At 65.7% G+C, this 19,798-nt stretch carries 21 protein-coding genes and 1 tRNA gene; 11 read left to right on the top strand and 11 right to left on the bottom strand.

Features of this window, described 5'->3' with window-relative positions; genetic code table 11:
* Positions 1-136: 136 nt before the first annotated feature.
* The 5 genes from TVC13_RS07595 to TVC13_RS07615 all read right to left on the bottom strand — a co-directional run bounded on the left by TVC13_RS07595 (position 137) and on the right by TVC13_RS07615 (position 5,840).
* Positions 137-661: a ferritin gene (locus tag TVC13_RS07595; RefSeq protein WP_422400617.1), complete on the bottom strand. Its 525-nt coding sequence runs from the start codon at positions 659-661 to the stop codon at positions 137-139.
* Between the two features lie 91 nt (positions 662-752).
* A complete protein-coding gene (locus TVC13_RS07600; protein ID WP_422400618.1) occupies positions 753-1,802 on the bottom strand; it encodes an NUDIX domain-containing protein in 1,050 nt (349 codons plus the stop codon).
* Positions 1,802-4,027, bottom strand: a complete 2,226-nt coding sequence (locus TVC13_RS07605; RefSeq protein ID WP_422400619.1) for an RNA degradosome polyphosphate kinase — start codon at positions 4,025-4,027, stop codon at positions 1,802-1,804. Before TVC13_RS07605 ends, TVC13_RS07600 begins: the two co-directional genes overlap by 1 nt.
* Before the next feature lie 92 nt (positions 4,028-4,119).
* On the bottom strand, positions 4,120-5,088 hold the full coding sequence (gene mshD / locus TVC13_RS07610) for a mycothiol synthase (RefSeq protein ID WP_422400620.1): 969 nt from the start codon (positions 5,086-5,088) through the stop codon (positions 4,120-4,122).
* A 41-nt stretch (positions 5,089-5,129) separates the two neighbouring features.
* Positions 5,130-5,840 carry a winged helix-turn-helix transcriptional regulator gene (locus TVC13_RS07615; protein WP_422400621.1) on the bottom strand — a complete coding sequence of 237 codons (711 nt, stop codon included), beginning with the start codon at positions 5,838-5,840 and terminating at the stop codon, positions 5,130-5,132.
* Between the two features lie 136 nt (positions 5,841-5,976).
* Between TVC13_RS07615 and TVC13_RS07620 the strand changes: the two genes are divergently transcribed.
* From TVC13_RS07620 to TVC13_RS07635, 4 genes are all read left to right on the top strand, one after another.
* On the top strand, positions 5,977-6,726 hold the full coding sequence (locus tag TVC13_RS07620; protein WP_422400622.1) for a hypothetical protein: 750 nt from the start codon (positions 5,977-5,979) through the stop codon (positions 6,724-6,726).
* A gap of 220 nt (positions 6,727-6,946) precedes the next feature.
* Entirely contained in the window at positions 6,947-7,546 is a 600-nt protein-coding gene (locus TVC13_RS07625; RefSeq protein WP_422400623.1) for an FABP family protein, read from the top strand.
* Positions 7,547-7,607: 61 nt separating this feature from the next.
* Positions 7,608-8,705, top strand: a complete 1,098-nt coding sequence (locus tag TVC13_RS07630; protein ID WP_422400624.1) for a YgfZ/GcvT domain-containing protein — start codon at positions 7,608-7,610, stop codon at positions 8,703-8,705.
* A 62-nt stretch (positions 8,706-8,767) separates the two neighbouring features.
* Complete coding sequence (locus tag TVC13_RS07635; protein ID WP_422400625.1) at positions 8,768-9,166, top strand: ankyrin repeat domain-containing protein; 399 nt, start codon at positions 8,768-8,770, stop codon at positions 9,164-9,166.
* 52 nt (positions 9,167-9,218) lie between these two features.
* Here TVC13_RS07635 and TVC13_RS07640 read toward each other — a convergent pair whose 3' ends face one another.
* The 5 genes from TVC13_RS07640 to TVC13_RS07660 all read right to left on the bottom strand — a co-directional run bounded on the left by TVC13_RS07640 (position 9,219) and on the right by TVC13_RS07660 (position 13,309).
* Positions 9,219-9,938 (bottom strand): GNAT family N-acetyltransferase, encoded by a 720-nt coding sequence (locus TVC13_RS07640; protein ID WP_422400626.1) that lies wholly within the window; start codon positions 9,936-9,938, stop codon positions 9,219-9,221.
* 65 nt (positions 9,939-10,003) lie between these two features.
* Positions 10,004-11,032: a 6-phosphofructokinase gene (locus TVC13_RS07645; protein WP_422400627.1), complete on the bottom strand. Its 1,029-nt coding sequence runs from the start codon at positions 11,030-11,032 to the stop codon at positions 10,004-10,006.
* Positions 11,033-11,185: 153 nt separating this feature from the next.
* A complete protein-coding gene (locus TVC13_RS07650; RefSeq protein ID WP_422400628.1) occupies positions 11,186-11,425 on the bottom strand; it encodes a PspC domain-containing protein in 240 nt (79 codons plus the stop codon).
* Between the two features lie 79 nt (positions 11,426-11,504).
* Positions 11,505-11,798 (bottom strand): hypothetical protein, encoded by a 294-nt coding sequence (locus TVC13_RS07655; protein ID WP_422400629.1) that lies wholly within the window; start codon positions 11,796-11,798, stop codon positions 11,505-11,507.
* Entirely contained in the window at positions 11,795-13,309 is a 1,515-nt protein-coding gene (locus TVC13_RS07660) for a PspC domain-containing protein (RefSeq protein ID WP_422400630.1), read from the bottom strand. The genes TVC13_RS07655 and TVC13_RS07660 overlap by 4 nt, the downstream gene beginning before the upstream one ends.
* A 134-nt stretch (positions 13,310-13,443) precedes the next feature.
* Here TVC13_RS07660 and TVC13_RS07665 point away from each other — a divergent pair, with 134 nt between their 5' ends.
* Both TVC13_RS07665 and TVC13_RS07670 read left to right on the top strand, forming a co-directional pair.
* Positions 13,444-14,721: a PspC domain-containing protein gene (locus tag TVC13_RS07665; protein ID WP_422400631.1), complete on the top strand. Its 1,278-nt coding sequence runs from the start codon at positions 13,444-13,446 to the stop codon at positions 14,719-14,721.
* Positions 14,718-15,377, top strand: a complete 660-nt coding sequence (locus tag TVC13_RS07670) for a LuxR C-terminal-related transcriptional regulator (protein ID WP_422400632.1) — start codon at positions 14,718-14,720, stop codon at positions 15,375-15,377. The genes TVC13_RS07665 and TVC13_RS07670 overlap by 4 nt, the downstream gene beginning before the upstream one ends.
* On the opposite strand, the gene TVC13_RS07675 is transcribed toward TVC13_RS07670, so the two are convergent.
* Positions 15,374-16,597 carry a pyridoxal phosphate-dependent aminotransferase gene (locus TVC13_RS07675; RefSeq protein ID WP_422400633.1) on the bottom strand — a complete coding sequence of 408 codons (1,224 nt, stop codon included), beginning with the start codon at positions 16,595-16,597 and terminating at the stop codon, positions 15,374-15,376. The genes TVC13_RS07670 and TVC13_RS07675 overlap by 4 nt on opposite strands.
* Positions 16,598-16,977: 380 nt before the next feature.
* Here TVC13_RS07675 and TVC13_RS07680 point away from each other — a divergent pair.
* From TVC13_RS07680 to rplA, 5 genes are all read left to right on the top strand, one after another.
* Positions 16,978-17,050: transfer RNA gene (locus TVC13_RS07680), tRNA-Trp, on the top strand.
* A 102-nt stretch (positions 17,051-17,152) separates the two neighbouring features.
* Positions 17,153-17,422 (top strand): preprotein translocase subunit SecE, encoded by a 270-nt coding sequence (gene secE, locus TVC13_RS07685; RefSeq protein ID WP_091602578.1) that lies wholly within the window; start codon positions 17,153-17,155, stop codon positions 17,420-17,422.
* Between the two features lie 98 nt (positions 17,423-17,520).
* A complete protein-coding gene (nusG, locus tag TVC13_RS07690; protein WP_422400634.1) occupies positions 17,521-18,318 on the top strand; it encodes a transcription termination/antitermination protein NusG in 798 nt (265 codons plus the stop codon).
* 126 nt (positions 18,319-18,444) lie between these two features.
* Positions 18,445-18,876: a 50S ribosomal protein L11 gene (gene rplK / locus TVC13_RS07695; protein ID WP_091602584.1), complete on the top strand. Its 432-nt coding sequence runs from the start codon at positions 18,445-18,447 to the stop codon at positions 18,874-18,876.
* 136 nt (positions 18,877-19,012) lie between these two features.
* Positions 19,013-19,720: a 50S ribosomal protein L1 gene (rplA, locus tag TVC13_RS07700; protein ID WP_422400635.1), complete on the top strand. Its 708-nt coding sequence runs from the start codon at positions 19,013-19,015 to the stop codon at positions 19,718-19,720.
* Positions 19,721-19,798 lie beyond the last annotated feature (78 nt).

Here is a 19,798-nt window from a genome sequence, read left to right on the forward strand (position 1 = left end):
CCCCCGGAGCTATGGACGAAAGAATGTACCAAGTCTCTGGTACATAACTCCGAGGGTCAATCCCCCGCCGTTCCGTCGAGAGGACAGTCACGGCTCTTTTGGAGGCTGAAACCAGCCGCAACTGGCCTCCCGGTGGTTAGAGGGCGCCGCCGGCAGCCTCGGGGGCGCCGTGGTCCCCGCCGCTGTCGCCCACGCGTTCGCGGGCCATGAAGTTTTCCAGGTCGAAGAGGTTGTCCGCGCGGCGTGCCACGGTCAGCAGCGTGCTCATGGACGCAACTTCCTCCACCTGCTCCTTGAGGAACCAGAGCATAAACTGCTCGCCCAGGGCATCGCCTTCTTCGCGGGCCGCCGCGAACAGTGCCTCAATCTGGGAGGTCACCTGCTTTTCCTGCTCCAGGGCCATCGCGATGGGTTCAACGACGTCGCTGAAGTCGTTCTTGACCGGGGCGACGCCGGGAATGCGCACCGGCAGGTCCCGGTCCAGCATGTACTGCACCAGCATCATGGCGTGGTTGCGCTCTTCAACCGACTGGGCGTAGAAGTGGCGGGCCAGCTGCGGGAGGTCTTCGCCGTCAAAGTACACCGCCATGGCGACGTACTGCTGCGAGGCATTGAACTCGTTGCCGATCTGGGCTTCCAGAAGTTCAGTGAATTTGCTCATGGGGCAACAATATGCCCGCTGACCAGCGGAAAAAAGGACGGTAAGGCTTAGCTCGCCAAGGCTTGGCTTGGCTTGCCCAGCGGGAAAGCCGCTAGTCGTCGAACGGCCGGTACCGTTCCAAGGAGACCACGCGGCGGGGATTGCGCCGGCTAACCTGGCACACCACCATTTCCCCCGGAGCCAGGTAGGGGTCCTTGTCCGGCAGCGAAGCTGCCATCCCGTCCGTCATCTCGTCGGCGAGGACACCGAAGACCAGCGGCAGGACCGGCCGGTGCGTGCACAGCGCCACGGGCCGGGCTTTCTCGAACAATGCGTCAACAGCCAGGCGGGCCTTGCCGGGCTTGCGTTTGGCATTGTGCTCCGTGAGGGCATCAACGGTCTTGAACTTCGGTTTCCGTGTGTTCACATAGGGGCCCATCGTCTGCACGCAGCGGAGCCAGGGGCTGGAGACCACCCGGTCGGGGTGCCAGGCCTGCAGCAGCCGTGCCACTGCCTTGGCCTGCCGCGGGGCCCGGGGGGCCCGCCGCCGGGCACCTTCGGCCCGCGCCCCGGAAGAACGCGGCTTGGCCTTGGCATGCCGGACGACGATCAGCGGCCAGGTGTCCAAATCGCCGGCTTCAAAAGCCCGGACGAGCGCCTCGAGCGGCAAGCGGTCCGTGGGGTTGGTCAGCAGGGAGGACGCTTCTTCCGGCGAGCACCAGCGGACACCGTCCACTTCCTTGCCGTCCGGCTTCGGCTTCGCTGTGGACCCGTTGGCCGCCCAGTAATGGACGGCCTTGATTCCCGAGGCGACCGGGTACCGGGTCTCCGGCAGGGCAATGCCGAGCCGGATATCCAGGCCAATCTCTTCCTTGACTTCGCGGACGGCACACTCGGGGATGGTCTCCCCGGCGTCGAGCTTGCCCTTTGGCCACGACCAGTCGTCGTAGCGCGGCCGGTGGATCAGCAGCAGTTCCAGCTGGTCGCCGCGCACCCGCCAGCACAGGGCCCCGGCGGCTATGACCTTCGGGTCGCCGGACAGGTTCACGGCCGTCTCGGCCCCGTCCAGCAGCAGCGCCGCAGTGTCTTCCGGCGTATCCCGGCCTTCCCCGGGCGCTGCGACGGGAAGCTCCCGGGCAGCGGGGTCCTCAGTCCCGTGCATCAGCGGCGGGCCAGGGCGCGCTGGCGCGAACGGGAAGCGAGCAGCCACGACTGCACGTCCTCAAGCGGGCTGCCGTCCTCATCCTTGTGGTGCCGGGTCCAGATGCCGTCCTGTTCCAGATGCCAGCTGGCGGTTCCCGGATCCAGGTAGCGGTCCATCAGCTCGATCAGGTCCGCGATGTCCTCGGCAGAGCCCAGCTGAACCAGCGCTTCCACGCGGCGGTCCAGATTGCGGTGCATCATGTCTGCCGAACCGATGTAGACCACGGGATCGCCGCCGTTTGCGAACGCAAAGACCCGGGAATGCTCCAGGAAGCGGCCCAGGATGGAGCGGACCGTGATGTTTTCGCTGAGTCCGGGCACCCCGGGGCGCACCGAGCAGATACCGCGGACAATCACGTCCACCCGGACACCGGCCTGCGAAGCCCGGTAGAGCGAATCGATGATCGCCTCGTCCACCATGGAGTTGACCTTGATGATCACGCGGGCGTCCAGGCCGGCCTTCTTGTTCGCAATTTCACGTTCAATCCGGTCGATCAGCCCTGAACGGACGGATCTGGGCGCCACCAGCAGCCGCTTGAACGTGGACTTCGGTGCGTAGCCGGAGAGCTGGTTGAAGAGCTTGGTCAGGTCTTCGCCCACTTTCTCGTCCGCGGTCAGCAGGCCCAGATCCTCGTAGTAGCGGGCGGTGCGGGGATGGTAGTTGCCGGTGCCGATGTGGCAGTAGCGCCGCAGCCCGTCCACTTCCTGCCGGACCACCAGGGAAAGCTTGCAGTGCGTCTTCAGGCCCACAATGCCGTACACAACGTGGACGCCGGCCTGCTCCAGCTTCCGCGCCCAGGAAATATTGGCCTGCTCGTCGAAGCGGGCCTTGATTTCCACCAGGGCCAGGACCTGCTTGCCGGACTCGGCGGCGTCAATCAGCGCGTCGACAATGGGGGAGTCACCCGAGGTCCGGTACAGGGTCTGCTTGATGGCCTGGACTCGGGGGTCCGCAGCGGCCTGCTCCAGGAACGCCTGCACTGAGGTGGAGAAGGAGTCATACGGGTGGTGCAGCAGGATGTCCCTGCGGCGCATGGCAGCAAAGACATCCGCCGGCTTGGACGTTTCGGATTCCTTCAGATGCAGCGAGGTGTGCGGCACCTGCTTGGGGTAGTGGAGGTCCGGGCGGTCGATCTGGCTGATGGGACTCAGGCCACGCAGGTCCAGCGGGCCGGGCAGGGTGTAGACCTCGTCCGCCTCCACTCCCAGTTCCCGGATCAGCAGCTGGCGGATGCTCGGGTTGATGTCCGGGGTTACTTCCAGCCGGACGGGCGGTCCGAACCGGCGGCGCAGCAGTTCCTTTTCCAGCGCCTGCAGCAGATTCTCGGCGTCGTCCTCTTCAACCTCGAGGTCTTCGTTGCGGGTGACCCGGAACGTGTAGTGCTCCACCACGTCCATGCCCGGGAAGAGCTGGTCCAGGTGCTCGGCAATGACGTCTTCGAGCGGAATGAAACGGGCGGTGCGTCCGGCAACATTCCCGGCACGCGGGCCGTCCACGGAGATCAGGCGGGGGAGCTGGTCCGGGACCTTCACACGGGCAAAGAACTCCTTGCCGCTCACGGGATTGCGGACCACGACGGCGAGGTTCAGGGAGAGCCCGGAAATGTACGGGAAGGGGTGGGCCGGGTCTACGGCCAGCGGTGTAAGGATGGGGAACACCTTGGCTGCGAACTGGCGGTGCAGCTGGGCCTTGGACGCGTCGTCGAGGTCCTGCCAGCCCACCAGATGAATGTTCTCCTTCTCCAGTGCCGGACGGATCTGGCGGGCAAAGACCTCGGCGTGGCGCTGCTGCAGCCGGTAGCCTGCCTCGGTGATCTGTTCCAGCTGTTCCACCGGGCTCAGGCCTGCGGCGGAGGGCACGGCGAGACCGGTGGCGATGCGCCGTTTCAGTCCGGCCACCCGGACCATAAAGAACTCGTCCAGGTTCGAGGCGAAGATCGAGAGGAAGGTGACGCGTTCCAGCAGGTACAGATCCGGATCCTCGGCCAGTTCCAGCACCCGGGCGTTGAAGTGCAGCCAGCTGATCTCCCGGTCCAGGAAGCGGTCCGGCGTGATGTCCCCGCTGGGCACCAGGGCCGGGCCGAAGTCCGGAATATCAATGCGGTCCTGCGTGGCCCGCGGAGCAGGCATCGCCTCGGACGACCCGAAGGGCGACCGTGCGGCGGCTGCGGTGTCGGAATCCATAGTGTTTCTCCCTGGCAGTTCTGGCCGGCCCCAAGCCCCCTGCACCGCAGGCGGCCAGGGCCCATATCCTCAACCCTACAAGCAGCGGGTGCTTATTCGGCCGCGTACATCACGTCCACGTCCCAGCGCACAAAACCGAGCTTGCGGTAGAGGGCGACGGCGGCGGTGTTGTCCGCATCAACATAGAGCATGACGGCGTCCAGCCCGGACTCGTGCAGGTAGCTGATTCCGGCCAGGGTCAGGGCCTTGCCCAGTCCGGAGCCCTGCGCCTGCGGGGTTACGCCGACCACGTAAACCTCCCCGATGGCGGGATGGCTGCCGCTGCGGGGGTGGACCTTGGTCCAGTGGAAGCCCAGCAGTTCGCCGTCGGCCTCACGGACGGCGAGCAGGAACCCGCGGGGGTCAAACCAGTCCTCGGCCATCCGGGCCTCAAGGTCAGCGCGGGTCATCGCTCCCTGTTCAGGGTGGTGGGCGAATGCCGCCGCATTTGCCGCCAGCCACGCCTCCTCGTCCTGGCCGGGAACGAACGGACGCAGCTGCACGCCTTCGGGCAGGTTCGCCGGTGGCAGCCCCTGGGAAAGCGCATCGTGGGCCAGCCGCATCCGCCAGAGCTCGCGCACCGGCTGGAAACCGAACCGCGCTGCGAGCTTCACCGCTGCCTCGTGGTTCCCGTGCGACCACGCCTTGAAGTTCTGCCCGGCGTCCTGGCGGACAGCCTGGGCCAGCGCCGTTCCCACTCCCATATTGCGGTAGTTCGGGTGCACCACAAGTTCCAGGACGCTGCCGTCCTCGGCGGAGGAAGTGAGGACGGCGGCGCCGGCCAGTTCCTGTGCGGTGGCCGGATCGGAGTGCTCGTCGTGCGTCAGTGCCAGGAAGACACGCACCCGGTCCGGATCGGAACCGGCGGAACGCAGGTCAACGAGGGTCTGTTCGGAAAATGGAGGATTGCCGTCGGATTCACCGGCTGCAGCCGCCAGCTCTAGGATGCCGGCCAGTGCGGATTCCTCCGGGGTGCCGCGCGTAGTGAGGACAGGCCATGTGGTCAGGGGGTTCTCGCTCATTGAAGAAGACTAACCACTCACGGCGCAGGACGGGAGACGGCTTAGGCCTCGTGCCCTGCGGCTGCCGTCTGCTCCTCGTGGGTACGGGCCTTGGCAAAGCGGTACCCGACGTTGCGGACGGTGCCAATCAGGTTCTCGTGGTCGGGCCCCAGTTTCGCCCGCAGGCGCCGGACGTGAACGTCCACGGTGCGGGTGCCGCCGTAGTAGTCATAGCCCCACACCTCATGCAGCAGCTGGTCGCGGGTGAAGACGCGACCGGGGTGCTGGGCCAGGTACTTCAGCAGCTCGAACTCTTTGTAGGTCAGGTTCAGGGCCGTGCCGCTGACGCGGGCGGTGTAGCTTGCCTCATCAATAACGACGCCGGAGGCATGGATTTCGGTGCCGGAGTCCTCAGCTGCGGCCTGGGTCCGTGAAACTGCCAGGCGAAGCCGGGCTTCAAGCTCGGCGGGTCCGGCCGTGTCCAGGACGACGTCGTCTGCCAGCCAGTTTGCGGCGACCGCGGCCATGCCGCCTTCGGTCAGGACCAGGACCAGCGGTGTGCCGAGGCCTGTGGCCTTGAGCAGCTGGGTCAGGGAACGCGCACCGACGAGGTCTTTGCGCGCATCAACCAGGACGACGTCACAGGGATCAATGTCCAGGAGCGCGGTGGGCTCGGCCGGAACGATGTGCACCTTGTGGTTCAGCAGTTCCAGGGCAGGGAGCACCTCGACAGATGACCCCGGACTGTTGGTCAGGAGCAGAATGTGCGACATAGTTCCTCCGAAAGTTGGGCGCACATCATTGGGCACGTATCCCGTCCGGTCCCCAGCGGCCGAAGAGTGGTTGAAAGTATACCCAGCGGAGGCCGGGCAGCCCGTAGCTTTTATCCACGCTGCGTAATAAGGCAGTATGGCTAGGGTGAAACTTTGGAGCATAGCGGTGCCGGCGGCAACTGTACTTGTCGGAATCGTGGCGGCATCCTTCGTTTCGCCCGAAGCCACAGCCTTTTTCGCCGGAGCTGCAGCTGCGCTCGCCGGGTTTGGCTGGCCGTTCCTGCTTGGTGTTCCCGCCCGCAAGAGCCAGGGCCTGGTGCTCGCGCTGGTTGGGGCCGGGAGTGTTGCCGCAGCTTATTTCGCCCCGGCCACCGCCATGCTCACCTGGCTGCCCGGCATCGTCGCCGTCGGAGTGGGCGCCGTTTTCCTGATCCAGCTGCTGCGCGGCACCGGACAGCCGCACCGGCTTGAATCCACCATCGGCGTGATTTCCGGAGCCCTCATCGCCGGTATGGCCGCCGGCTGGGTCGCAGCTGACCGCCTTCCCGGCGGGGGTTCCGAAAGCCTGATCATTTCCGGAGCCGCTGCCATCGCAGTAGCCATGCTCATCTCCCTGATACCGCTGGCAGACCGCATTACGGCACCGGTCGGCGTCGTTGCCGGTGCCCTGGCCGCTGCCGGTGCAGCCGCCCTGGTCCCGGGCCTGCCGCTGGCTGCAGCGGCATTTGTGGGCGCCCTGTGTGCTGCGGTAATAGTCGCAGTGCGCCGCCTGGCGCTGATCCGGGATGACTCTCCGGGCCTGCTGGGAATCCTGGCAGCCGGAGCCTTCCCGGTGCTGGCACTTGGCACCGCCGTCTACTTTGCCGGCAGGCTCCTGGTTCCCTAGTCCGCGCCGCTGCACGGAGTCACAAGAGACAAAGCACCCGCGGGCCGGGTTAGGATGTAGGCATGTCGCTACTTGCTCTTGAAATCTTCTTTATCGTCCTCCTGGGTGTTACCGGCCTGGCTATGGCAGGTTTCGCAGCCCTCGTTGTTGCCCGCCTGTACAAGGGTCAGAAGTAACTCGAACCCCAACCACCCCGAGCTGAAAAGGGAAGGGTCCGGCCATGCCAATGGAGATCCCCACAGACCTCACACCCGAACTGGTTCCGCTCTCCTGGCTGCTGGGAGTCTGGGAAGGGACCGGGCGCCTCGGCGAAGGTGATGCCGAGTCCGAGCACTTCTCCCAGCGGGTAACCTTCCGGCAGAACGGCCTGCCGTACCTGCAGTACACGGCGGAGAGCTGGCTGACGGACGAGGCGGGCACAGTGCTGCGCCCGCTCGCCGTGGAGACCGGCTTCTGGGCGCTGGACCGCCCGCTCAATGACGCCGACGGCGGTCCCGGACTCATTCCCGCGGACATCGTCCCCGCGCGGCGCGGCGCGGACGAGGTGGAAGAACTTCGCAACGATTCCGGCGGTTTCGACATCACCGCCACGATCGTGCACCCGGGCGGAATTGCCGAACTTTACTACGGCCAGATCAAAGGCCCCCAGATCCAGCTGACCACCGACCTGGTGATGCGGGGCGTGAACTCCAAGGAGTACAGCGCCGCCACACGCATCTACGGTCTGGTGAACGGGGACCTGTACTGGCGCTGGGACGTCGCTGCCGAAGGCAAGGCGCTTGAGGCACATGCCTCGGCGATCCTCAAGAAACAGGGCTGATTCCCGGCCCGATTCGAAGGGGGCCGGAATACCGTTCCCCGGCTAGGACGTTGCACCTTCTATGAGCATCAAGAGTCCCCTCCTTAACCGTTCCGGAGCCGTCGAAGCCGCCGGCCCGGATGCCGGCACCGCCGCGCACTACGGTGATCCGCTGCGCGAGCAGCGCGCCCTCGCCCGGGGCCAGGCTGTCACCGATCTCTCCAGCCGCGGCGTCGTTACGGTGGCCGGTGAAGACCGGCTCAGCTGGCTCAACACACTGTCCTCCCAGCAGGTCACCGCGCTGCGCCCCGGCGACAGCACGGAGCTGCTGCTGCTCAGCATCCAGGGCAGGATCGAACACGATGCCCGCGTGCTGGACGACGGCGAGCGCGCCTGGCTGATTGTCGAAGGCGCGGAGGCCCCCGAGCTGGCCGCCTGGCTGGAGAGAATGAAGTTCATGCTCCGGGTGGACGTCCAGGACGTAACGGCTGACTGGGCCGTTGCCGGCTCGGTGGCTCCGGTGGCTGCCTGGGCGGACTACACCGTCTGGACTGATCCCTGGCCGCAGGTGGGGCCCGGCGGCCACGCCTACACGGAAACACCGGACCCGTCCCACCCCGGTTATGAGCGTCCCTGGTACGAATACCTGATTCCGCGGAAAGACCTGGATGCTGCAGTGTCTGCTTCCGGCCTGAGCCTCGCCGGGTCCATGGCAGCCGAGGCGCTGCGCATCGCAGCCTGGCGCCCGCGGCTCGGCGCCGAAACGGACGACAAGACCATTCCGCATGAGCTGGACCTCATCCGTACCGCGGTGCACCTGGCCAAGGGCTGCTACAAGGGCCAGGAAACCATCGCCCGCGTGCACAACCTGGGCCACCCGCCGCGCCGGCTGGTCTTCCTGCAGCTCGACGGCTCACAGCACACCCTGCCCGCCGCCGGCAGTCCGGTAAAGGCCGGGGAACGGGTGGTGGGCCGCGTGACCTCCGTGGGTCAGCACTACGAAATGGGACCGGTTGCCCTGGCTGTCATTAAGCGTTCCGTGGACCCGGAAGCGCAGCTGGTGGTCGAGGACGAGGGCGAACTCTATGCTGCAGCCCAGGAGCTGATCGTTTCCCCGAACGCCGGGCAGGCCGTGGGACGCCCCGCAGGCCTGCTGCGGAGCCCCCGCCCGCGCAGCTAGCACGCCCGGCACTGCAGACACTGAATTGAGCCGGCACCGGCCGGCACGGAAGGACGAGCCAAATGACAGAGAATCCCGCACAGGCCGGAGCAGCAGACCAGGAGATGCTGGAGCTTGCCGAACGGTTGTTCGACGGCGCCCGCCAGGGGAACACGGAACTGCTGCGGACCTACGTCAGCGCCGGGGTTCCTGCCACCCTGACCAACGCCGCGGGGGATTCGCTGCTGATGCTCGCCGCCTACCACGGGCATGCCGGGACGGTGCAGCTGCTGATCGATCTGGGCGCAGACGTCAATACGCTCAACGACCGGGGACAGTCACCGCTGGCAGGCGCGGTGTTCAAGGGTTATGCGGACGTTGTCCGTACCCTGCTCGCTGCAGGGGCGGATGCGGACACCGGCAACCCCTCGGCCCGGGCCACCGCGGCCTACTTCCAGCGCGCGGACCTGCTGGAGGGCTAGCAGCCTCCCGGACGGAAGCAACAGGCTTGGAGCCGCGCCCGCCGGGCGGTGTCTAAGCGGGCAGGAACACGGACGTGCACAGGCCTGCCGAGACAAACCCCGCCCCCGCTGCCGTGCGGCTTGCTCCCAGATTGTTGGACTGGATACGGGACTGCGGAATCAGCCCGGCCGCCATGGCATCCTCGACTGCGATCGAGGTGACGTAGGAGCCCAGCCCGCGCATCCGGTGGTCCGGGGCTGTAAGGGTTCCCACGTCTGCCAGGATGCCTTCGCGGATGGTGTATCCGGCACCGGCCACGGGAACCGGGGCGCCGGGCCCGGTGTCATCAACCAGGACAAAAAGAATGTCGTGGCGGGAGAGCTTTGCCTCCACGACGTCGTCCGGCGGGCACAGCCGTTCAAGGGCCTCCGCATAGTGGAAGTCGTCCGCTACGGCCAGCTCTTCAGCTACCGGAACCGGGGGATAGGAATCCGTGTAGTACAGGTGTTCCTCAGCCATTCCGCATCCGCCGTGGCCCAGGGAGAGCCGCAGCAGGCCGGAGAAGCTGCTGAGTTCGGCAGTGCTTTTGGAGCGCACCTGTTCCGCCGCCCACTCCGGTCCGGAGAAAACCTCGCGGCCAAACAGGCGGACGAACTTCACTTCACTCGCTTCGTCCTGGACGTCGTAAATCCGCTCTTCGTCCTCCGCGGCGGCGAGGGCATCGTCTTCCAAGCCCAGCCTGCGGGACCAGGCAAGCTGGATGATGGCAATAGTGCCTGGGTCAAGGTCCATAGGACTCAAGTTACACGGGTGTGCGCAGGGCGGCGCAAGGTGCGGATGCCAAACTGATAGGGGGCCTAACCAAAAAGAATTGCGGCTTCCTCGTAGCGGTGCTCCGGAACGGTCTTGAGGTTGCCCAGGGCCTTCTCAAACCCGACCCGCACAATATCCGTGCCGTGCAGGGAAACCATCGTGCCCCACAGCCCGTCCACCACCGAGTCCACGGCGGCCATGCCAAGCCGGGTAGCGAGGACACGGTCAAATGCCGTGGGGACACCGCCGCGCTGGATGTGGCCCAGGACGGTGGCGCGGGTCTCGATGCCGGTGCGTGCTTCGATTTCCGGGGCCAGCAGTTCGCCAATTCCGCCCAGCCGCGGCCGGCCGAAGGAATCCAGCCCGCGTTCGGAGTGGGGTGCCTCCATATCCGTGGTGACGAACCCTTCTGCCACCACCACCAGGGGTGCGCGTCCGCGTTCCCGGGCTTCGTTGACCCACTGGGCGATCTGGTCCAGGCTTACGGGCTTTTCAGGGATGAGGATGGCGTGTGCACCGGACGCCATACCGGAATGCAGTGCGATCCAGCCGACGTGGCGGCCCATGACTTCTGCGACCATGCAGCGGTGGTGGGACTCGCCGGTGGTTCTCAGACGGTCAATTGCTTCGGTGGCGATTTGGACAGCCGTGTCGAAGCCGAAGGTGAAGTCGGTGGCATCCAGGTCGTTGTCCACCGTCTTGGGAACGCCCACGATCTTCAGCCCGGCGTCGGTCAGGCGCTGCGCAGCCGCAAGGGTGCCTTCGCCGCCAATGGCGATGACGGCGTCGATCCCCAGCCGGTCGAGGGTTTTCCGGATGTTGTCCGGGCCTCCGTTGGGTCCTTCGAAGGGATTGGTGCGGGAGGTTCCCAAAATGGTGCCGCCCTGCTTGGAAATGCCGCGGACCCGGGTGCGGGGCAGGTCGATAATGTCGCCGTCGACGACGCCGCGCCATCCATCGAGGAAGCCGACGAATTCAACGTTGTGGGTCTTGATCCCGTTAAGTACCGCTCCGCGGATAACCGCGTTGAGTCCGGGGCAGTCGCCCCCGCTGGTAAGGATACCGATCTTCATTACTTGACCCCTGGATCTGTAGGTGGGCGGCGGCCTCCTACGATTCTAGTCACCAGCAGGCTGGCGCCCGGTATCCGGCACTCCGCCGGGGCCCGGCATTACGTGGATTATTTCCTGCAGCGCGTAATGCCGGGTTCCGGGCCCGGCACGGGATCAGCGGCTGATGAACTTCTGCAGCAGAATGGTGCCGTCCGTGGTGGGCAGCAGCAGCCAGGCCACCAGGTACGTGCCAATGCCGATGAACGGCAGCAGGAAGCTCAGCAGGACCACAATGCGGACCAGCGAGACGTCCCAGCCGAACTTCTGGGCTATCCCGGCACAGATCCCGGCAAGCCAGCCGCCGCGGGCACGTTTGATGGGGGAGGATCGCAGTACGTCGAAAAACTTGTCCATCGATTGATTCTTTCTTCTTTTGTGGTTTCCCGGGCCGGCTGCGCGGCAGTTTCGGCCAGGGGCGTAAAGGGGAAGGGGGTCAGGCCCTGCGGTTCTTGCCCAGGACTGCCAGCAGGCCGCCGATCACCAGGGCGGCTCCGGCACCGATGAGCAGGCCAAGCAGCACCATCCCGGTGTCCAGGCGGATTCCGGTGAGCTGGACGGCAAGAATCAGGGCTCCTACCACCGCCAGCACCAGGCCCCAGACGATGGTGCCTACCCGCAGCGGACGGTGCTCGGGTTCCGGTTCGGGGAGGTAGCCGGCTTCTGACGGTGTGCCGAAAGAAACTGGATCGGCGTCGTAACTGCGCGGTTCGTTTTGGGATTCGCTCATCGGTCCAGGCTGCTTTCGTCCGTGGTCACCAGGACGTTGCTGGCGACACCTTTGATTTCGATGATGATGCGGTTGCCGCGTGCCCCGGGGTTGAGCTGCCGCTCCTGCGGACCCACCCAAAGGCCGCCCGTCGAGGCGTGCCTGCCGCCGTGTTCAAGTTCCACGTTGCCGAGGGCCATTTCGGAGTAGACCGAGACGGGAACGTTGTCGGGTACCAGGATGGTCAGATCGCCTGCCGCCACACTGACCGGGACCGTGACGTCGCCGTCGGACAGATCTTCGCTCAGACCGCGCAGATCGAGGTTCCCGTCTGCGGCCGCAACGCTGTATCCCTCCGAGGCGGTCGCGGACTGGGACACACTCCAGCTGGACTGGTTGGCCACCACCAGGTTCCGGTACGCGAAGCTGCCGTTGAACAGGAGGGCGGCGATCAGGGTGAGGACACCCAGCCCGCCGGCCAGCCCGGAGGATCTCCCGGCTGCGCCGAGCCCGACTATCCCCAGGCCAAGGACCACGCCGGCCGCAGCCAGGGCCACGGTCACCGGGGAGCCCGTTTCGTAGATTCCGGCGTAGTCGAGGGCGAGCAGCACCCCGGCGGCCAGGAGGGCAAATCCGCAGATGAGGGCTACCCATGACGCCGGCGGATGGCAGCTGGCGGATTTCGGTTCTTTTCCGGGCGGCGGGAACTTAACGTACAGGCCGTCAAAGTCCCGGTTTGAAGCCTTCGCCTGGCCGGACGGACCCGCGGTGTGGGCGCCGTACGCCAGCGGCATGGCGGGTGCGTCCGGTCCGGGATATCCGGCCGTGCCGGTCCCGGGCACCGCGCTGCCGGGCTGAGACGGCGCGTTCCCCGCCGGCTCAGGCCCACCCTGGTACGTGCCGGCCGAGGGCCAGCCCTGCTGATCCGGGGTCCCGGGGCCCTGGTCTGCGGGGAACGGGTACTGCGCCGTCTGGCCGGGGGAGGCATAAGCGGGTCCGCCGGCCTGGTTGCGGGCATTCGGGTCCTTGCCCTTGTTCCGGGTGGTGAGCCAGTAGATGCCCAGCACCACAGCGGCTACCCAGAACAGGCCCCAGAAGACTGACCCCAACCAGCCGTCGTTGGCCCAGAAAGAGATGCCGGGACCGCTCAGGCCCAGGACCGTAAAGACCAGGGCTCCGGTCATCCCGGAGGTCCAGGTTCCGTGGACGGCTTCTTCCAGGTGGATCCGGCCGTCCGGTTCGGGCAGCAGCGCCCAGGCGACGCCGTAAAGGACGACGCCGATGCCGAAGATCGAGAGCACAATCACGATGCCGCGCACCAGGACCGGATCAAGCCCGGTGCGCTGCGCGATGCCACCGGCAACGCCGCCGATCCAGCGGTCGGAAGAGCGCCCGATGCCGAGCTGGCGGATCCAGGCGAAGAAGGAATTCTCAGGGGGAGTGCCCTGGGGGGCCGCGCCGGGCATCGGCGGTGGTACCGGCCGGGGGTGGTCCCCGCCGGGCAGTCCGGGGTCAGTGGGATGCGAGTTCATGCTTCCAGTCTTCCGTGCGGGGATTTCCTTTACATCCGGGTTTCCCCTGAGCCGTCCCTGAACGTACCCCTGATCCGCACTGCGGGAAGGAAATATGTGCCGCTTCCGGAGCCTTGCCGTGCTTGGATTGGATCATGAGACCTCCCTTGCTCCGCCCGCCCGAGAAGGTGGTTGCGGGCGTCTGCTCCGGGCTGGCAGTCCATCTGGGAATGCCCGTGGGCACGGTGCGCGTCCTGATGGCAGTGCTCTCGCTGGTGGCCGGTGCCGGCATCATCCTGTACGGCTGGCTGTGGATCATGGTGCCCACTGCCGAGGAACAGGCGGCGGCAGGGGACAAGAACCCGCGCAGCGTGGCGGAGAACTTCGCCCGGTACCTGCAGCAGGGGCAGACCGGCCGGCCTGGAACCGGTGCGGGGCTGATCGGCAGCCGGGAAATCCTGATTGGGCTGGCACTGCTGGCGGTGGCTGCCGCCGTGGTGGCCCAGGCGCTCGGCGCGCAGATCAACTTCCAGCTGCTCTTCCCGTTCGCGGTGATCGCAGCCGGGGCCGTCCTGGCCTGGTCGCAGCTGGACGCCAGCCGCAAAGCCGGACTGGTTGCCGGAGCCGGAGCGGACCGGAAGATGGGCCTGCTCCGCCTTATCACGGGTCTTGTTCTGGTGATCTCCGGATTCCTGCTGGTTGTCTCCGGATCGGTGACCTGGGACGTACTTCTCGCGTCCTCGCTGGCATCCCTTGCGGTCCTGGCGGGCATTGCCCTGGTTCTGGCGCCCTGGGCCGTGCGGTGGTGGCGGGCTTTCCAGGCTGAGCGCGCCGGGCGGATCCGGCAGACCGAACGCGCGGAGATCGCCGCCCACCTGCACGATTCGGTGCTGCAGACCCTTGCCATGATCCAAAACCGGGCCGGGTCCGAGTCTGAGGTGGTCAAGCTGGCCCGGGCGCAGGAGAGAGAACTGCGGCAGTGGCTCTACGCGGATCCGGAGAAGGGCACCGGAACCCTGGCCGATGCGCTGAAGGCTGTCGCGGCGGAAGTCGAGGACGCCTACGGGCACCCGGTGGACTTCGTGGCGGTGGGAACAGCAGACCTGAACCCCCAAAGCTCTGCGCTGGTACAGGCAGCCAGGGCTGCACTCTTTAACGCCGCCCAGCACGCGGGGGGACAGATAAGCCTCTACCTTGAGTGCAGCCCGGATGCGGCTGAGGTCTTCGTCCGGGACCGCGGGCCAGGCTTCGACCCGGACCGTGTTCCGGAGGACCGGCTTGGCCTGCGGGAATCCATCATGGGACGCATGCAGCGCCACGGCGGCACGGCCAGGGTACGGACCGGTTCCAACGGCACCGAGATACATTTGGCATTGCCCCTGGCCGGGGCGGAGAGCCAGGCAGCGCAGGAGAAGGAAGCGGAGAAATCGTGAGCAGTGCGGCAGAACCCATCGACGTGGTGGTTGTGGACGACCACGGCATTTTCAGGTCCGGCCTGAAAGCGGACCTTGACTCGAGGATCCGGGTCCTCGCCGAAGCGGCAACCGTCGAATCAGCGATTGCGGCGATCCGCGAAGCCCGCCCTGCGGTGGTTCTCCTGGATGTCCATCTGCCCGGCGGTTCCGGCGGAGGAGGCGCGGAGGTGATTGCCGGCTGCGCGGATCTGCTTGGTTCCACCCGGTTCCTGGCACTGAGCGTTTCCGACGCCGCCGAAGACGTGGTGACGGTGATCCGTGCGGGCGCCCGGGGGTACGTGACCAAGACGATCTCCGGTGCGGAGATCTCTGATGCCGTGGTCCGGGTGGCCGGCGGCGATGCCGTGTTTTCACCGCGCCTGGCCGGGTTCGTGCTCGATGCCTTCGGGGCCGCCACTACGGTCAGCGTGGAGGATGAACTGGACCGGCTCTCCGTCCGCGAACGGGAAGTCATGCGCCTGATCGCCCGCGGCTACAGCTACAAAGAGGTAGCCAGGGAACTGTTCATCTCGGTCAAGACCGTGGAAACCCACGTCTCAGCCGTCCTGCGGAAGCTGCAGCTTTCATCCCGGCACGAACTCACCAGGTGGGCTGCAGCCCGCAGGCTCCTCTAAGGCTTGGCCTGGCCCAGGAAGTCCTTCAGCCGGGCCATGCCGGTGGCCAGGTCCTCATCGCCCAGGGCGTAGGAGAGACGCAGGTACCCGGAGGGACCGAAGGCTTCGCCCGGTACGACGGCGACTTCCGCAGCGTCCAGGATCAGCGCGGCAAGCTCCGCGGAGGTCTGCGGGCGGACGGCGCCGGCGGCATTGGGGAACTCCCGGCCCAGCAGCCCGCGCACGTCCGGGTAGGCGTAGAAGGCGCCCTCCGGCATGGGGCATTCGACGCCGTCGATCGAGTTCAGCGCTTCCACCATGGCCCGGCGGCGCCGGTCGAAGGCAATCTTCATCTCATCCACGGCGGTCAGCGGACCGGAGACCGCTGCCAGCGCAGCCATCTGGGAGACGTTGGAGACGTTGGAGGACAGGTGCGACTGCAGGTTGGTCGCTGCCTTGATGACGTCGGGGGCGGCGATCATCCATCCGACCCGCCATCCCGTCATGGCGTAGGTCTTTGCTACACCGTTGAGGATGACCACCTTGTCGCCCAGTTCGGGGCAGCGGGTGGCAATTGAGGTAAAGGGAACACCGCCGTACGTCAGGTGCTCGTAAATTTCGTCGGTGACCACGAACAGGCCGTGGTCTGCGGCCCACATGCCGATCTCCGCGACGTCGTCCGACGGGTAGACAGCGCCGGTCGGGTTGGACGGGGAGACGAAGAGCAGCACCTTGGTCTTCTCCGTGAGGGCTGCGTCCAGCTGTGACACGGTGACGCGGTAGTTCTGCTCCGGCCCGGCGAAGATCTCAACGGGAACGCCGCCGGCCAGGCGGATGGCTTCCGGGTACGTGGTCCAGTACGGAGTGGGCACCAGGACCTCGTCGCCCGGGTTGAGCAGCGTGGCGAACGCTTCGTAGACGGCCTGCTTGCCGCCGTTGGTGATCAGCACCTGGGAGGGATCCACGGTGTAGCCGGAATCGCGCTGCGTCTTCTCCGCAATGGCCTTCTTCAGTTCCGGCAAGCCGGAAGCGGGGGAGTAGCGGTGGAAACGGGGTTCCCGGGCGGCGGCGACGGCGGCGTCCACAATGTACCCCGGCGTGGGGAAATCGGGTTCGCCGGCGCCGAAGCTGATGACCGGACGGCCGGCAGCCTTCAGGGCTTTGGCCTTCGCGTCAACTGCAAGGGTGGCGGATTCTGCAATGGAGGCGATGCGCTCTGAGATTCGGCCGTTGGAAGGCATGGCGTTCCCGTCTGGTTTGGTACTGGATGCGTGCTGTATTGAGTTTATTGGTGCTGTTGACCTGCGGTTTGGCTCCGGGAGCCTGGCCAGGCCAGGCGATGGCCGGCAGTTACTTTATGCAAGCCAAGCTTAGGCGTGCCGGGGGCACATTTCAGTCTTTTACAGTTCCCGGGGCGGGTTCCGGGCCTCGATTGCGGCCTCCGGAGCCGCCCCGGTCCTGCCCGCAGGCACGGGTCCCGGGGTGCCGGGAAACGCCGGTTCGACTCCGGGCGAAGAATTGCGTAGACTAATTCCTCGGTGTTGTTCTGTTGATACTGAATCATGCCCGCGGACCGGTTAGGCCGGAAGCGGTATGTACCGGTAAAGTGGAACTCTCCCGAAGGGTAGTGGCGCAATTGGTAGCGCAGCGGTCTCCAAAACCGCAGGTTGCAGGTTCGAGTCCTGTCTGCCCTGCGCATGACGTCGGTTTCGCCGTCTAAAGCAGTCCTTCATGAAGCAGCGGTGCCCAGCCTGAGGCTGCGGAACTGTGAACCGAACAGATGAGTGAGGCGAAAGGTGACCGAGACAGCTGCCAGCAGCTCCAAGGGACACCCCTCCGGCAAGCCAGCGAAGAAGCGGGGCTTCTTCGGCGCCATCGCTCTCTTCCTGCGCCAGGTCATTGCCGAACTGAAGAAGGTAGTGACCCCCACCCGCAAGGAGCTGGTTCGGTTCACCATCGTGGTCCTCGCCTTCGTGGTGGTCATGATCATCATCGTGTCCCTTCTGGACTTTGTCTTTGGTGCTGGCGCACTGTGGATCTTCGGTTCGGGCGGCGGCGAAAGCTAGCCAACGAATTCCCTTCCGCCCGCTGTGCGGGGAAGGTCCGTTCGAAGAACTGAGCTAGTGACAGACCAATAGAGCTGAAGAAGAAAGCAGGAATCTACGTGTCCGAGCAAGAACTCGATTCACAGATCAATGACGAAACCGCTGATCTGGACACCGAGGATCAGGTAACCGAAGCAGACGCCGCGGCGGATGCCGGTGACGCATCGGCCGAAGACGCGGAGAATGCTGACGAGGCTCCCGCCGAAGAGGCAGAAGCCGGGGAAGAAACCCCTGCTGCTGCTGAGCCCGAAGAAGATCCCGTAGCCGCCTTCAAGGCCAAGCTGCGCCGCCAGGAAGGTGACTGGTACGTCATCCACTCCTACGCCGGTTACGAAAACCGCGTGAAGGCCAACCTCGAGACCCGCATCCAGACCCTTGACATGGAAGAGAACATCTTCCAGATCGAGGTCCCGATGGAGGAAGTCGTCGAGATCAAGAACACCACGCGCAAGATCGTGAACCGCGTGCGTATCCCCGGCTACGTGCTGGTGCGCATGGAGCTCACGGATGCTTCCTGGGGTGTTGTCCGCCACACTCCCGGCGTCACCGGCTTTGTAGGCAACGCACACAACCCCGTTCCGCTGAGCCTGGACGAAGTCTTCTCCATGCTTGAGCACACCGTGGTGTCCCCGAAGACCACTGCTTCCGGAGCTCCGGCGCAGGCTGCGCAGTCCGCAATTGCCGTGGACTTCGAGGTCGGCGAGTCCGTGACCGTGAATGAGGGGCCGTTCGAGACCCTCCCGGCCACGATTTCCGAGATCAAGCCCGAATCCCAGCAGCTGGTGGTTCTGGTGACCATCTTCGAGCGCGAAACCCCGGTTACGCTCTCCTTCGGACAGGTCACCAAGATCCAGTAACAGACTTCGCTGCGTACAGGACCGCTTTATCCTGGACGGCAGCGTACGGCCGCCGCGCCACGGCGGCCACCAACCCGGACGGACGCTCCTGTCCTTCGGGAACTTATTTCAGAGAAGGACCCTTTCATGGCCCCCAAGAAAAAGGTCACCGGCCTTATCAAGCTGCAGATCAATGCAGGCGCCGCCAACCCGGCTCCTCCGATTGGTCCCGCCCTTGGCCAGCACGGTGTCAACATCATGGAATTCTGCAAGGCGTACAACGCTGCAACGGAATCCCAGCGCGGAAACGTCATCCCGGTCGAGATCACGGTCTACGAAGACCGCTCCTTCACCTTCATCACCAAGACGCCTCCGGCGGCTGAGCTGATCAAGAAGGCTGCAGGCGTTGCCAAGGGCTCCGGCACCCCGCACACCGTCAAGGTTGCGAAGCTGACCCAGGCACAGGTCGAAGAGATCGCCACCCAGAAGATGGAAGACCTTAACGCCAACGACGTCCAGGCCGCCGCAAAGATCATCGCCGGTACCGCCCGCTCCATGGGCATCACCGTCGAAGGCTAAATAAGCCTCACCGCACGGCCCAAGGGCCGGGCACAATCAAATTCATTCAGCCGGACCGCCCGCAACGGGCGTTACCGGCACGTGGCAGGGCCGAGCGCGGTCCGACAGACCACAACTGCACAAGGAGAAAAAGCAGATGGCAAAGCGCAGCAAAGCATATGAAGCCGCTGTGGCAAAGATCGACGCGGACAAGCTGTACGCGCCGGTCGACGCCGTAGCACTGGCCAAGGAAACCAACCCGTCCAAGACGGACGCCACCGTTGAGGTTGCTTTCCGCCTGGGCGTTGACCCCCGCAAGGCTGATCAGATGATCCGCGGCACGGTCAACCTGCCCCACGGCACGGGCAAGACCGCCCGCGTCCTCGTCTTCGCCACCGGCGAGAAGGCAGAAGCAGCCATCGCTGCCGGCGCCGACTTCGTTGGTTCCGACGACATGATCGAGAAGGTCGCCGCAGGCTGGACCGACTTCGATGCCGCAGTGGCTACCCCGGACCTCATGGGCAAGGTCGGCCGCCTGGGCCGCGTGCTCGGCCCGCGTAACCTCATGCCGAACCCGAAGACCGGCACCGTGACCCCGAACGTCGCCAAGGCTGTCTCCGACATCAAGGGCGGCAAGATCGACTTCCGCGTCGACAAGCACTCCAACCTGCACTTCATCATTGGCAAGACGTCCTTCGACGCCCAGAAGCTGGCCGAGAACTACGCCGCCGCCCTGGAAGAAGTACTTCGCCTGAAGCCGTCCGCAGCTAAGGGCCGCTACATCCAGAAGGCCACCGTGACCACCACCTTCGGCCCCGGCATCGCCGTGGACCCGAACGTCACCAAGGTTCTCGCAGACGCATAGTCAGCGCATTACTTCGGGAGGCCTGCTCCCCAAAACGGCCGCCGCGTTTTGTGGGGGGGGGTTTTTTTTTTGGGGGGG

This window comes from Arthrobacter sp. 3Tela_A, assembly GCF_049311025.1.
In the GTDB taxonomy this organism is placed as follows: domain Bacteria; phylum Actinomycetota; class Actinomycetes; order Actinomycetales; family Micrococcaceae; genus Arthrobacter_B.

Excerpts from the sequence above, each read along its gene's own strand:
- TVC13_RS07625 (WP_422400623.1), top strand. The coding sequence starts at position 6,947 with ATGCCAATGGAGATCCCCACAGACCTCACACCCGAACTGGTTCCGCTC.
- TVC13_RS07645 (WP_422400627.1), bottom strand. The coding sequence starts at position 11,032 with ATGAAGATCGGTATCCTTACCAGCGGGGGCGACTGCCCCGGACTCAAC.
- TVC13_RS07650 (WP_422400628.1), bottom strand. The coding sequence starts at position 11,425 with ATGGACAAGTTTTTCGACGTACTGCGATCCTCCCCCATCAAACGTGCC.
- TVC13_RS07605 (WP_422400619.1), bottom strand. The coding sequence starts at position 4,027 with ATGGATTCCGACACCGCAGCCGCCGCACGGTCGCCCTTCGGGTCGTCC.
- TVC13_RS07675 (WP_422400633.1), bottom strand. The coding sequence starts at position 16,597 with ATGCCTTCCAACGGCCGAATCTCAGAGCGCATCGCCTCCATTGCAGAA.
- mshD (WP_422400620.1), bottom strand. The coding sequence starts at position 5,088 with ATGAGCGAGAACCCCCTGACCACATGGCCTGTCCTCACTACGCGCGGC.
- TVC13_RS07635 (WP_422400625.1), top strand. The coding sequence starts at position 8,768 with ATGACAGAGAATCCCGCACAGGCCGGAGCAGCAGACCAGGAGATGCTG.
- rplK (WP_091602584.1), top strand. The coding sequence starts at position 18,445 with ATGGCCCCCAAGAAAAAGGTCACCGGCCTTATCAAGCTGCAGATCAAT.
- TVC13_RS07665 (WP_422400631.1), top strand. The coding sequence starts at position 13,444 with ATGAGACCTCCCTTGCTCCGCCCGCCCGAGAAGGTGGTTGCGGGCGTC.
- TVC13_RS07595 (WP_422400617.1), bottom strand. The coding sequence starts at position 661 with ATGAGCAAATTCACTGAACTTCTGGAAGCCCAGATCGGCAACGAGTTC.
- TVC13_RS07660 (WP_422400630.1), bottom strand. The coding sequence starts at position 13,309 with ATGAACTCGCATCCCACTGACCCCGGACTGCCCGGCGGGGACCACCCC.
- TVC13_RS07640 (WP_422400626.1), bottom strand. The coding sequence starts at position 9,938 with ATGGACCTTGACCCAGGCACTATTGCCATCATCCAGCTTGCCTGGTCC.
- TVC13_RS07600 (WP_422400618.1), bottom strand. The coding sequence starts at position 1,802 with ATGCACGGGACTGAGGACCCCGCTGCCCGGGAGCTTCCCGTCGCAGCG.
- TVC13_RS07630 (WP_422400624.1), top strand. The coding sequence starts at position 7,608 with ATGAGCATCAAGAGTCCCCTCCTTAACCGTTCCGGAGCCGTCGAAGCC.
- rplA (WP_422400635.1), top strand. The coding sequence starts at position 19,013 with ATGGCAAAGCGCAGCAAAGCATATGAAGCCGCTGTGGCAAAGATCGAC.
- TVC13_RS07615 (WP_422400621.1), bottom strand. The coding sequence starts at position 5,840 with ATGTCGCACATTCTGCTCCTGACCAACAGTCCGGGGTCATCTGTCGAG.
- TVC13_RS07655 (WP_422400629.1), bottom strand. The coding sequence starts at position 11,798 with ATGAGCGAATCCCAAAACGAACCGCGCAGTTACGACGCCGATCCAGTT.
- TVC13_RS07620 (WP_422400622.1), top strand. The coding sequence starts at position 5,977 with ATGGCTAGGGTGAAACTTTGGAGCATAGCGGTGCCGGCGGCAACTGTA.